The sequence below is a fragment of the Azospirillum brasilense genome, from assembly GCF_008365405.1.
Classification (GTDB): domain Bacteria; phylum Pseudomonadota; class Alphaproteobacteria; order Azospirillales; family Azospirillaceae; genus Azospirillum; species Azospirillum brasilense_D.
In genome coordinates this window covers 536,908-548,873 of the sequence record NZ_QOKV01000001.1, presented here as the reverse complement: position 1 = coordinate 548,873, position 11,966 = coordinate 536,908, and the positions used below count along the sequence as shown (strand labels likewise).

Below are 11,966 nucleotides of genomic sequence, written 5' to 3'. Positions count from 1 at the left end.
CTACCCCTCCGTCACCACGCCGTCCGCCACATGCAGATGCCGCTGGGCCAGGCGGAGGGCCTGTTCCGGCGCGTGGGTGACGATCAGCAGCCCGGCCCCACGGGCCAGCTCGCCGCGCAGCAGCGCCTCCACCCGCTCCGTCGCCTCGGCGTCCAGCGGACCGGTCGGCTCGTCGAGCAGAAGCACCTCCGGCCCCAGGACCAGCGCGCGGACCAGCGCCAGCCGTTGCCGCTCCCCCGTGGACAGGCGGGCGACCGGCCAGTCCATGACCTCCCCCGGCAGGCCCAGCGCACCGGCGAGCGCGGCGGCGCGGTCCGGCTGCGCGAAGTGGGCGCCCACCCGATCCTCCCACCAGCCCGACTCGGCGGCGACGTAGGTCACCCGGCGACGCCAGAGCGGTGCGGGCATGGTCTCCCGAAGATCACCGTTCAGCCGCACCTCCCCGGTCGACGGATCGAGGTCCGCCAGGGCGCGCAACAGCACGGATTTCCCCGACCCGGATTTCCCCCGAACGGCGACGCACTCGCCGGCCTCCAGTTGGAAACTGGCGGGCTTCAGCACGGTCGTGGACAGGTTGCGCACGCTCAGCATGGCGGATTACGGCGACTATTCCGGAAGGCGGAAGCGGAGATTAGCAGCCATTCATGGCGGAGTCCTTGCGCGGAACGTCTCGGGGGCTATGGTACGCCCCACCGCTCATTCCGGCCCGAACCGAGACCATGACCGACGCTTCCAACGACCACGCCGTCTTCACTCACCGCGAGATCATGCGGGTGTTCAGCGGGGTGGCGCTCGCCATGCTGATGGCGGCGATGGACCAGACCATCGTCGCGACGGCCCTGCCGACCATGGCCCATGACCTGGGAAGCCTGGAGAACCTGCCCTGGGTGGTCACCGCCTATCTGCTGGCCTCGACCTCCACCACCCCGATCTACGGCAAGCTGAGCGACCTCTATGGGCGCAAGCGGGTGCTCCAGGTGGCGATCTTCCTGTTCCTGATCGGGTCGGTGCTGTGCGCGCTGGCGCAAAGCATGGGGCAGCTCATCCTGTTCCGCGGCATCCAGGGGCTGGGCGGCGGCGGCCTGATGGCGCTGGCCTTCACCATCATCGGCGACGTGGTGGCCCCGCGCGAGCGCGGGCGCTACCAGGGCTACATCGGCGGCATCTTCGCCCTGTCCAGCGTGGCCGGGCCGCTGCTGGGCGGCGTCTTCACCGAACAACTGAGCTGGCACTGGATCTTCCTCATCAACCTGCCGCTGGGGGCGGCGGCGCTGCTGATGACCAGCCGGGCGCTCGACCGCCTGCCGGCGGGACGGGCGAAGCCGACCATCGATTATCTGGGGGCGGCGCTGCTGATGGGCACGGTGACCTCGCTGCTGTTCGTGGTGTCGCGCGCCGGGGTCGCCCTGCCCTGGACCTCCCCGACGATCCTCGGCCTGTGCGTCCTGGGCCTCATGATGCTCGGGGTCTTCCTGTGGCACGAGCGGCGGGTGGTGGAGCCGATCCTGCCGCTGCACCTGTTCCGGGAGCCGGTGGTGGCGGTCGCCAACCCGGTGGTGGCGGTGTCGGCCATGGTGCTGTTCGCCGGCATCGTCTATCTGCCCCTGCGCTCGCAGCTCGTCGCCGGGACCAGCGCCACGACGTCGGGCTTCCTGTTGCTGCCGATGGTGCTGGGCATGGTGCTGGGCGCGGGCGGCGGCGGGCGGCTGATTTCCAAGTCCGGCCGCTACAAGGTGTTCCCGCTGGCCGGGCTGGCGCTGGCGGCGGTGATGTATCTGGCGCTCGGCCTGTCGCCGACCGTATCGGAAAGTGGGTTGTGGTCCACGCTGATCCTGGTTCCGCTGGGCATCGGGCTCGGGCTGGTCATGCCGGTGATGACGGTCGCCGTGCAGAACGCGGTGGACCGGCGCGACCTGGGTGCGGCCACGGCCTCGGTCGGCTTCTTCCGCTCGCTCGGCGGGTCGGTCGGGGTGGCGGTGTTCGGCGCGGTCTTCGCCGCCGACGTCGAGGCCCGGCTGAACGCCGCCGGCCTGCCCGGCATCAGCGGGCGCGAGGTGATGGAGCGCGGCCCGTCCGCCCTATCCAGCCTGCCCCCCGCCGCCCGCGACGCCGCCCAGTCGGTGTTCGAGCACGGCTTCTCGACGCTGTTCCTGCTGGCCGCCGGGCTGGCGGTGGTGTCCTTCGTGCTGACCCTGTTCCTGAAGGAGCTTCCCCTGCGCTCCGCCGCCGACGCCACCAAGGCCGGGGCGGAGGTGGCTTGAGAGAAGCGGTAGCAAGCCCTTCCTTACGCCTTGTCCTCGCTGGGGAAGTGCCGCCCCTCGCCCAGCTTGTCCTCGATGTAGAGCATGTTGACCAGAACCAGCATGACGACCGCGAAGGGCGTCGCCAGGAACATGCCCATCAGCCCGAACAGCACACCCCCCGCCGCGATGGCGGCGATGGTGATGACGGGGGGCAGGTCCACCACCTTCTTCTGCATCAGGGGCATGACGACGTTGCCCTCGACCTGCTGGATCGCCAGGTAGAGCACCACCACCCACAGCGCGTCCTGCGGCGACTGGGCGAAGGCGATGAGGATCGCCGGAACCGCCGCCAGGAACGGGCCGATCAGCGGAACGAATTCCAGGAGGGCTGCCAGCAGGCCCAGCGCCGGAGCGCTCGGGATGCCCAGCAGAAGCAGGCCCGCGGTGGTCAGGACGCCGACGATGGCCATGGCCGAGAGCTGCCCGATCAGCCACTTCCACAGCGAGTCGCCCATCACGTCCATCACCTCCCGCGCCCGCTCGTGGCCGCGCGGCGGCACCAGCAGGATAACGCCGCGCTGGTAGACGCCGGGCGAGGCGGCGAGATAGATGGCCGTGAACATCACCACCACCAGATCGCCCAGGAAGAACATCACGCTCGACGCCACCGTCTGCAGCCGGTTCAGCCAGGAGGAGGCGTCCCGCCCCTGTTCCATGATCTGGTCGCGCAAGGAAGCGGGAAGCTGCTGCACGGCGCCGGAAATCTGCTGGGAGAACTGGTCGAACTGGCTGACCACCGACTGGCCCATCAGGACGCCGCCGCCGATCAGCACCACCGCCAGCAGCAGCAGAACCAGGCCGAGCGACCAGCCCTGCGGCAGCCCGGTGAAGCGCCGCACCAGCCCGGCCATGCGCTGGAACAGGATCGCCAGAAGCACGCCGGCGAAGACCAGCAGCAGCGCGTCCGCCACCTGCCAAGCCAGGAACAGCGTGCCCAGCACGCCAGCGGCGATCAGCATCTTCCAGGTGAACAGCTTCAGTTCGGTCGCGGTGTTCCGCCCGGCGGTCGCCGGCTGCCCGGCCTGAATGGGGGCTTGAATGGGGGCCTGTCTGGTCGCGTCCATCGATTCTTCCCGCCGTGTTGCCACCGGCATGCCGGTCCGATGGACAAACGCCGCCCGCAGGAAAGTGTTGCACCGCCACTCCGCTAGCACCTTCGTGCTAATACGCTTATCCGAATGCGCGCGGACGGTTGGCGCCCCATATCATGTCTGACGCCAAGGAGTCATTCTCGCTGATGTCACCTCAGAAGCCCGCCGGAAACGGCGGGCTCTTTTCTTGTGGGGAGCGTCTCGTATCGGGAGTGTCAGCCGGCGTCCGGCGGGAAGACGATGCCGACCTTCAGGCCCGGTTCGTTGTCCTCCAGCCGCAGCGACGCGTCGTGCAGCCGCGCCACCGCCTCCACGAGGCTGAGCCCCAACCCGTTCCCCGGCGAGGCCCGCGCGGCGTCCAGCCGAACGAAGCGCTCAAGCACCTTCTCCCGCATGTCGGCGGGGATGCCGGGACCGTTGTCCGCCACGGTGACCCGGGCGGCTTGCCCCGGCGCGGCGCCATCCAGCAGCAGCGTGATGCGCCCGCCCTCCGGCGTGTATTTGATGGCGTTGTCCAGCAGGTTCGACACCGCCAGGGCCAGCAGCTGCTCGTTCCCGCGCACGGTCGGCTCCGCCCGGATGTCGGTGACCAGGGTCAGGCCTTTCTCCTCCGCCACCGGTTCGTAGAGGTCGGCGGCCAGACGGACCACGTCGGCCAGCCGCACCGGTTCCAGCCCCTTGCGGTTGGCGCCGGACTCGGCCTCGGCGATGGACAGCAGCGCGGTGAAGGTGGCGAGCAGCCGGTCGGCCTCCAGGATCGTGTCCTGCAGCACGGCGCGGTAGACCTCCGGGTCGTCGGTCTCGCGGATCAAGGCCAGCTCGACGCGGGAGCGCAGGCGCGACAGCGGCGTGCGCAGGTCGTGCGCCACGCTTTCGGTCACCTGCCGCATGCCGGTCATCAGCCGTTCGATCTGGTCCAGCATGGCGTTCAGGTTGCCGGCCAGCCGGTCGATCTCGTCGCCGCCACCGCCGCGCGGCACCCGGCCCGACAGGTCGCCGGCCATGATGCGATGGGTGGTGCGGTTGATCGCCTCGATCCGGTGCATGGCGCCGCGCGCCAGCAGCAGGCCGCCACCGAGCCCAAGCACCACCGTCACCAGGAAGACCCAGCGCAGCGACACGACCATGCGCCCGCGGAGCTGGTCCAGTTCGCTCATGTCGCGGCCCACCAGCAGGCGGAACTGGCCGGGCAGGACGAAGCTGACCGCCATCGCGGTGGAGGGCCGGTTGTTCACCCCGCCATAGTCCGAAATCTTGAAGTGGGTCCAGCCGCCCGGCTCCGGCGTGGCGTCGGGCCAGCCCGACAGGTTGCCGGCCAGGATGACGCCGCCCGGCGTGGTCAGCAGGTAGATGGAGTTGGTGTGCGAATAGCCGCTGCGCTCGCGCACGGAATCGACCAGCCCGCGCAGGCCGGCGCTGCGGTACTGGTCCTGAAGCCCGGCGACCTCCAGCGCGATGGTGGCGCCGATCTCCTCCTCCAGGAACCCCGCGGTGGAGCGGTAGACCACCCCCAGGATCACCCCGACCGAAATGACGAACAGCCCCAGATACAGCAGGGCCAGCCGGAACGGCGTGGTGCGCAGAAGGCGCAGGAGGGGAATCGCCGCCTTCACGCTCCCCCGCTGGCCACCATGGCCGCCACCATCACTGCGGCGCCCGCAGGCTGTAGCCGGCGCCGCGCACCGTGTGGATTAGCGGCGTCGGGAAATCCTTGTCGATCTTCTGGCGCAGGCGGGCGATGTGCACGTCGATGACGTTGGTCTGCGGGTCGAAGTGATAGTCCCACACATTCTCCAGCATCATGGTGCGGGTCACCACGCTGCCGGCGTTGCGCATCAGATACTCCAGCAGGGCGAACTCCCGCGGCAGCAGGTCGATGGACTTGCCGGCCCGGCGGACGGTGCGCGACAGCAGGTCCAGTTCCAGGTCGGCGACCGTCAGCCGGGTCTGCGGCTGGGCCGCGCTGCGGCGGCGCACCAGCACCTCGATCCGGGCGAGCAGCTCGGAAAAGGCGAAGGGCTTGGTCAGGTAATCGTCGCCGCCGGCCTTCAGCCCCTTCACCCGGTCGTCGACGCTGCCGAGCGCGGAGAGGAACAGCACCGGCGTGTCGTTGCCGGTGGCGCGCAGGATCTCGACCAGCGACAGCCCGTCGCGGCCCGGCAGCATGCGGTCGACGATCATGACATCGTAATGCTCGGAGCCGGCCAGGAAGAGCCCCTCCTTGCCGTCGTTGGCGGCGTCCACGACATGCCCGGCCTCCTTCAGCCCCTTGGCCAGATAGGAGGCGGCTTGCTGGTCGTCTTCGATGACGAGGACTTTCATGAGCATGAGTCTACCTCATCCTTCCGACGGTCAAAAGATGAATGCCCTCGCCCCTCTGGGGAGGGAAAAGGGCCAAACGAAACGAAGGGGGAGGATGTCCGCGCGGCGGGGGCTCGCACCGCGGACACCCTCCCCCATCACACCAACGACGGGAGGATCGCCGGTGTTTTCCGGCGTCACGCCTTGCCGAGCTTCAGCGGGACGAAACTCTCGTTGCCGCCGCGGTTGACCAGCAGCAGGACCGCTTTGCGGCCATCCTTTTCAGCCTCGTGCAGGCTCTTGGTCACCTCCGCGGGGGAGGTCACGCTGTGGTCGCCGACCTTCACGATCACATCGCCTGGACGGACGGCCAGATCACCGGCCTGCGGCGACACCGAGGTGACGACCACGCCCTTCACGCCCTCGCCCAGGCCGAGGCGGCTGCGGGCCGCACCGTCCAGCGGGGCCAGCTTCAATCCCTTGACCGTCTCCACCGCGCTGTCGGCGGCGGGACCGGTCCCCTCCGCGGCGGCCATGCGCTGTTCGGCGGGCAGCGGCGCGATGTGCGCGGTCAGGGTCGTCTCCTTGCCCTTGCGGACCACGGTCATGTCCACCGAGTCGCCGGCCTTGGTGTCGGCCACCCAGCGGGTCAGGTCGCGCAGCGTGTTCACCGGCTTGCCGCCATAGGCCAGGATGACGTCGCCCTGGCGCACGCCGGCCTTGGCGGCGGGGCTGTCCGGGGTCACCTCGGCGACCAGCGCGCCCTTGGGCTGGGACAGGCCGACCGACTCGGCGATCTCCGGCGACATCTCCTGGATCTTCACGCCCAGCCAGCCGCGCTCGACATGGCCGTTCTCCTTCAACTGGGCGACGACCTGCTTGGCGATGTTGGACGGGATGGCGAAGCCGATGCCGACCGAGCCGCCGTTGGGCGAATAGATGGCGGTGTTGATGCCGATCACCCGGCCATCCAGGGTGAAGGTCGGGCCGCCCGAGTTGCCCCGGTTGATGGCGGCGTCGAGCTGGAGATAATCGTCGTAGGGCCCGCTGTGGATGTCGCGCCCGCGGGCCGAGATGATGCCCTTGGTCACCGTGCCGCCCAGACCGAAGGGGTTGCCGACGGCCATCACCCAGTCGCCGACGCGGGCGGCGTCGCTGTCGCCCCAGTCCAGCGCGGGCAGCGCCTTGTCGGACGTCACCTTCAGCAGCGCGATGTCGGTCTTGGCGTCGCGGCCGACCAGCGTGGCGGGCAGCTCCGTTCCGTCCTGGAGCGTGACCTTGATCTCGTCGGCGCCGTCGATGACGTGGTTGTTGGTCACCACATAGCCGGCCGCGTCGATGATGAAGCCGGAGCCGAGCGAGCCGACCTTGCCGCGCGGCTGGCCTTCGGACTCGTCGTCCGGAGCGCCGCCTGGGGCGCCATTTTGGCCGAACTGGTCCTGGAACTGGCGGAAGAACTCTTCGAAGGGCGACCCCGGCGGGAAGCCGGGCATGCGCGGGTTGACGCGCTCGGCCTTGGCCTGCTGGGTGGTGGAGACGTTCACCACGGCTGGCGACACCTTGGCCGCCAGATCGGCGAAGCTGCCCGGCATATTTTGCGTCAGGACGCTTTCGGCGGCCGCGGCGGTCGACTGGTTTGCGATCAGGAATGGACCGGTCAGCACCGTGGTGCCGAGGAGGACGGCGGCGATGGTACGCCGCACCCGGCTTGACCGCGGGGCGCGTCCGGCGTTGGCGGTGGTGGACATCGGTTGCTCTCCGTGACTGGCATGCGTTGTTCGTTGCCCTGAACGTAGCGGGCGCCGAGTCACGGGGGGCTTGCGGGCGGATTAAAAGTTTTTCAGGGAGGGACTATAAATCCGCGCCGCTTACAGCGCCGATCCGGCGATGCGCAGACGAATGGTCGCGGCCTGCTGGCGAACGCGGTCGAGGTGCGGGTTGATGGCCAGCGCCGCGTCGAAGGCACGCAACGCTCCCGCCGGCTGGTCGATGGCGAGGTAGACGAGGCCCAGCCCCGCCAGCGCCCCGAAATGCCGCGGTTCCAGCGCCAGCACGCGGCGGATGTCGCGCACCGCGGCGTCGTAATCCCCCAGCATGTACTCGGCGTTGGCCCGCTTGTTCCAGCCCTCGGCGTAGGTCGGGTCGGCGGCGACCACCTGATCGAAGGCGGCCAGCGCCTCGCCGTAGCGGTCGGCGTTCAGGCTCTGCACGCCATGGTGCATCAGCACGATCAGGTCGTCGCTGGGATGCTCCAGCCAGACGTCCCAGATGCGGTCCTCGACCGCCTCCGCCGCGACCGCGTCGCCGGCGGTCTGCAGGTCCTGGAACAGTCCACCGAGTCGCGCGTCCTCCTGCCCTGCCCAAGCCCGCGAGCCGGGGCCGGAAGCGCCGAGGAGCAGAAGGGCCACGACGGCCACGGGCAAGAAGATTCGCTGGGTCATTCCCAAAAACTGGGATGCGTCACTTACCAGCAACACTGATCCGAAAGTGGTATCGCCGCAAGAGGAATCCCTCATCCCGCCGGGGTGGTCCCGGCAAAGTTCCCGCCGGACAAAGAAAAAGGGCCGGCGAATCGCTTCGCCGGCCCCTTCCCCTGAAAGCAGCAGCCCGTTATCAGGCGGCCTTGTTGCTGCGGCCCGCCACGATCTCGTCGGTGACGTTGCGCGGCACCGGCTCGTAGTGGCTGAACTCCATCGTGTAGGACGCGCGGCCCGAGGTCATGCCACGGAGCTGGCCGATGTAGCCGAACATCTCGTTCAGCGGCACGTGGGCCTCGACGGCGATGTTGGTGCCACGCTCGAGCTGGCCCAGCACCGTGCCGCGGCGGCGGTTCACGTCGCCGATGACGTCGCCCAGGTAATCGTCCGGGGTGACGACCTCGACCTTCATGACCGGCTCGAGCAGGATCGGGCCGGCCTGCTTGAGGGCTTCACGGAAGCAGGCCTTGGCGGCGATTTCGAACGTCAGGGCGTTCGAGTCGACGTCGTGGTACTTGCCGTCCACCAGACGGGCGCGGAAGTCCACAGTCGGGTAGGAGGCGAGCACGCCCTCTTCCTTCTGCATCTCCAGGCCCTTCGCGACCGACGGGACGTATTCGCGCGGCACCGTGCCGCCGACCGTCTCGTCCTTGAACACGAAGCCCTCGCCACGCTCCAGCGGCTCGAAGACGATCTTGACTTCGGCGAACTGGCCCGAACCGCCGGTCTGCTTCTTGTGGGTGTAGGTGTACTCGACCGGCTTGGTGATCGTCTCGCGGTAGGCGACCTGGGGCTTGCCCATGTTGCCTTCCACGCCGAACTCCGTGCGCAGACGGTCCAGCGTCACTTCCAGGTGCAGCTCGCCCATGCCGCGCAGGATGGTCTGGCCGGTTTCACGGTCGGTCTCCAGACGCAGCGACGGGTCCGCGCGAACCATCTTGCCGAGCGCGATGGAGAACTTCTCCTGCTCGCCCTTGGTCTTCGGCTCGACCGAGACGCTGATGACGGGGTCGGGGAAGCGCATGCGCTCCAGGATCACCGGATGGGCGGCGTCGCAGAGCGTGTCACCGGTGTCCGTCTCCTGCAGGGAGACGAGCGCGATGATGTCGCCGGCGCGGGCTTCCTCGATCGGGTTGGCCTGGGCGGCGAACATCTCGACCATGCGGCCGATCTTCTCGCGCTTGCCGCGGGTCGTGTTCAGGACCGACATGCCCTTGGTCAGCACGCCCGAATAGACGCGCACGAAGGTCAGCGAGCCGTAGGTGTCGTTCAGCACCTTGAAGGCCAGCGCCGCGAAGGGCGCGTCGTCGGAGCTGAGACGCTCGCCGTTCGGATTGCCGTCCTCGTCCACCGTCTTGATGGCCTCGACGTCGGTCGGGGCCGGCAGCAGATCGACGACCGCGTCCAGAACCTGGCAGACGCCCTTGTTCTTGTAGGACGAGCCGCAGAGAACCGGGGTGAAGGTGCTGGTGATGGTGCCCTTGCGCAGGCAGGTGCGCAGCACGTCGGCCGACGGCTCCTCACCCGACTCCAGGTAGGCTTCCATCGCCGCGTCGTCCATCTCGAGCGCGGTGTCGACCAGTTCGGCGCGCAGGGCCGGGATGCTGGCGATGTTGTCCAGGTCTTCCTTGACGGTCAGGTTGAGCTTGCTCGCCAGATCGTCGGTGATGTCCCAGATTTCCCACTTGGCGTCCTTGTCGTCCGAGAACCAGACGTACGCCTTCATCTCGATCAGGTCGACCATGCCGCGGAAGTTGTCTTCCGAGCCCAGCGGAACCTGGATGCAGACCGGGCGGGCGTTCAGGCGGGCCTTGATCATGCCGACGCAACGCTGGAAGTTCGCACCCGAACGATCCATCTTGTTGACGTAGCAGATACGCGGGACGTTGTAGTTGTCCGCAAGGCGCCAGTTGGTCTCGGACTGCGGCTCCACGCCGGCCACGCCGTCGAACACGACGACCGCGCCGTCGAGCACGCGGAGCGAGCGGTTCACCTCGATGGTGAAGTCCACGTGGCCCGGGGTGTCGATGACGTTGATCTTCTTGCCGCGCCAGAAGGTCGAGACGGCAGCCGACTGAATCGTGATGCCGCGCTTCTGCTCCTGCTCCATGTAGTCGGTCGTGGTCGAGGACTTCAGGTCCTTCGTCTCGTGCACGTCGATGATCGTGTGCTTACGACCGGTGTAGTACAGGATGCGCTCGGTGGTCGTCGTCTTGCCGGCATCGACGTGGGCGATGATGCCGATGTTCCGGATGTCAGAAAGAGGCGTTTGGCGCGGCATGTTGCGAATCCATTACTGTAACGCAGCTATCGAAGCGCAACGACGGTCGTCCGCTCCGGCGGCAGAGGTTGGTCGGGGTTTTACGGATGATCTGTTAAGGCGTGATTAACGTTCTGTAAATCCGGAAGGTCAAGCCTTCCGGATTTTTTCGAAGCACGCGGCCCTCACAGTCTGGTGGGCCACGCCGGCAAACCCCAACCGAGGGAGCCGGGTCGCCCCGTTACGCAGCTTATTTGGCCGCCGTCACCTGAATTTCAACGAGATACTCCGGCGCGGCGAGCTTCGCTTCCACGGTGGCGCGGGCGGGCGGGTTGGCCGTATCGACCCAGGCTTCCCACGCCTTGTTCATCGCGCCGAAGGTGGACATGTCCGTCAGGTAGATGGTGGCGGACAGCAGCTTGCTCTTGTCCGAGCCGCCCTCGGCCAGCAGGGCGTCGATCTGGCCCAGGATCTGGCGGGTCTGCGTCTCCACGTCCGGAGTCGGATCGTTGGCCACCTGGCCGGCCAGATAGACCGTGTCCTTGTGGATGACCATCTGGCTCATGCGCGGTCCGGAATGGAAGCGCTGGATCGACATCGGTACGGCTCCGGTTACGGGGTCTTGAACGCGCGTACGTCTATGCGATTCACGTCCAAGGGCCTAGCAAAAAATGAGGCGCCACCGCTCAAAGCTGCCCCGCGCCCGTGCATCACCGCAAAGAAGGCGTATTTCCCTCCACCGCGGCCACGAAAGCGGCGCTCGGCACGGCGATGTTGCGGGGATTGGGGCCGCTGACCGCGGCCACCGCGATGCCGGCCACCGCCCAGCCCTCCCCCGCCCCGTCCGCGCCGCCATCCACGCTGGGCGTGCGCACCAGCAGCGCCGCCCCGCTCACCCCGCGCGTCCCGTCGCAGTCGTGGACGAGCAGCGGCCCGCGGTCGGTGTCGTTGATGCCGCGCGCCGCGCAGCCGGTGTCGGCGGTGACGAGGTGCGCCCGGTCCTGGCTGTAGCCGCCCAGCATCAGCGGCGTGCCGGCATCCGGCGGGACCCGGGCGAGCGGCAGCGGCGGCATCCCCTCCGGCGCGTCGCCGTCCAGCGTCAGCACCGCCCAGTCGCCGACCAGCCCGTCGAGACGCCTTTCCTTGTCGTAAGGGCCGCCGGTTTCCAGCGTGGCGACGGCGCGGTGCTGCCGGTACTCCCCACGCTCGTAGCCGAACAGGACGTGCAGGGAGGAGGCCGGCAGGAAGCGCTGCGCCCGGTTCAGCAGGCAATGGGCGGCGGTGACCACCCGGCGCGGCGCCACCAGCACGCCGGTGCAGCGCGCGCCGAGATTGCTCTGCACCTTGACGAGGCTGTTCCACGGTGCGTGCGTGGCATCCACCACCACCCGCCGGTCCTTCGCCCCGATCCCCGGCAGCAGCGGGTTCTGCGCCGCCGTCGGCAGGGCGGCCACGAGAAGCGGCGCGGCGACCACGAGTCCGCGCAGGACAGCCATCAAGTGTTCTTGATACGTTTTCATGTTCGTCTTACCAT

10 protein-coding genes are annotated in these 11,966 nt (G+C 68.5%); 1 reads left to right on the top strand and 9 read right to left on the bottom strand.

The window, feature by feature from the left end:
* Complete coding sequence (locus tag DS837_RS02640) at window positions 1-591, bottom strand: ABC transporter ATP-binding protein (RefSeq protein ID WP_149163285.1); 591 nt, start codon at window positions 589-591, stop codon at window positions 1-3.
* A 128-nt stretch (window positions 592-719) separates the two neighbouring features.
* Between DS837_RS02640 and DS837_RS02635 the strand changes: the two genes are divergently transcribed.
* Complete coding sequence (locus DS837_RS02635) at window positions 720-2,261, top strand: MDR family MFS transporter (protein WP_149163284.1); 1,542 nt, start codon at window positions 720-722, stop codon at window positions 2,259-2,261.
* Between the two features lie 23 nt (window positions 2,262-2,284).
* On the opposite strand, the gene DS837_RS02630 is transcribed toward DS837_RS02635, so the two are convergent.
* The 8 genes from DS837_RS02630 to DS837_RS02595 all read right to left on the bottom strand — a co-directional run bounded on the left by DS837_RS02630 (window position 2,285) and on the right by DS837_RS02595 (window position 11,928).
* Window positions 2,285-3,367, bottom strand: coding sequence for an AI-2E family transporter (locus DS837_RS02630; RefSeq protein ID WP_149163283.1), 1,083 nt, complete (start codon window positions 3,365-3,367; stop codon window positions 2,285-2,287).
* A gap of 242 nt (window positions 3,368-3,609) precedes the next feature.
* Entirely contained in the window at window positions 3,610-5,007 is a 1,398-nt protein-coding gene (locus DS837_RS02625) for a sensor histidine kinase (RefSeq protein ID WP_149163282.1), read from the bottom strand.
* Between the two features lie 31 nt (window positions 5,008-5,038).
* The gene (locus tag DS837_RS02620) at window positions 5,039-5,716 is read right to left on the bottom strand and encodes a winged helix-turn-helix domain-containing protein (protein ID WP_109070631.1); all 678 of its coding nucleotides are present in this window, start codon (window positions 5,714-5,716) and stop codon (window positions 5,039-5,041) included.
* Between the two features lie 176 nt (window positions 5,717-5,892).
* Window positions 5,893-7,443 (bottom strand): DegQ family serine endoprotease, encoded by a 1,551-nt coding sequence (locus DS837_RS02615; protein ID WP_149163281.1) that lies wholly within the window; start codon window positions 7,441-7,443, stop codon window positions 5,893-5,895.
* Window positions 7,444-7,563: 120 nt separating this feature from the next.
* The gene (locus DS837_RS02610) at window positions 7,564-8,112 is read right to left on the bottom strand and encodes a tetratricopeptide repeat protein (RefSeq protein ID WP_247889734.1); all 549 of its coding nucleotides are present in this window, start codon (window positions 8,110-8,112) and stop codon (window positions 7,564-7,566) included.
* A gap of 196 nt (window positions 8,113-8,308) precedes the next feature.
* The gene (fusA, locus tag DS837_RS02605) at window positions 8,309-10,453 is read right to left on the bottom strand and encodes an elongation factor G (RefSeq protein ID WP_109070547.1); all 2,145 of its coding nucleotides are present in this window, start codon (window positions 10,451-10,453) and stop codon (window positions 8,309-8,311) included.
* 229 nt (window positions 10,454-10,682) lie between these two features.
* Window positions 10,683-11,030: a RidA family protein gene (locus DS837_RS02600; RefSeq protein ID WP_014240903.1), complete on the bottom strand. Its 348-nt coding sequence runs from the start codon at window positions 11,028-11,030 to the stop codon at window positions 10,683-10,685.
* Window positions 11,031-11,142: 112 nt separating this feature from the next.
* A complete protein-coding gene (locus DS837_RS02595) occupies window positions 11,143-11,928 on the bottom strand; it encodes a trypsin-like serine peptidase (RefSeq protein WP_247889733.1) in 786 nt (261 codons plus the stop codon).
* Between the last annotated feature and the right edge of the window lie 38 nt (window positions 11,929-11,966).

Bases quoted from the DNA above. Each gene is read 5' to 3' on its own strand.
- DS837_RS02595 (WP_247889733.1), bottom strand. From the start codon at position 11,928: ATGGCTGTCCTGCGCGGACTCGTGGTCGCCGCGCCGCTTCTCGTGGCC.
- DS837_RS02600 (WP_014240903.1), bottom strand. From the start codon at position 11,030: ATGTCGATCCAGCGCTTCCATTCCGGACCGCGCATGAGCCAGATGGTC.
- fusA (WP_109070547.1), bottom strand. From the start codon at position 10,453: ATGCCGCGCCAAACGCCTCTTTCTGACATCCGGAACATCGGCATCATC.
- DS837_RS02640 (WP_149163285.1), bottom strand. From the start codon at position 591: ATGCTGAGCGTGCGCAACCTGTCCACGACCGTGCTGAAGCCCGCCAGT.
- DS837_RS02635 (WP_149163284.1), top strand. From the start codon at position 720: ATGACCGACGCTTCCAACGACCACGCCGTCTTCACTCACCGCGAGATC.
- DS837_RS02630 (WP_149163283.1), bottom strand. From the start codon at position 3,367: ATGGACGCGACCAGACAGGCCCCCATTCAAGCCCCCATTCAGGCCGGG.
- DS837_RS02615 (WP_149163281.1), bottom strand. From the start codon at position 7,443: ATGTCCACCACCGCCAACGCCGGACGCGCCCCGCGGTCAAGCCGGGTG.
- DS837_RS02620 (WP_109070631.1), bottom strand. From the start codon at position 5,716: ATGAAAGTCCTCGTCATCGAAGACGACCAGCAAGCCGCCTCCTATCTG.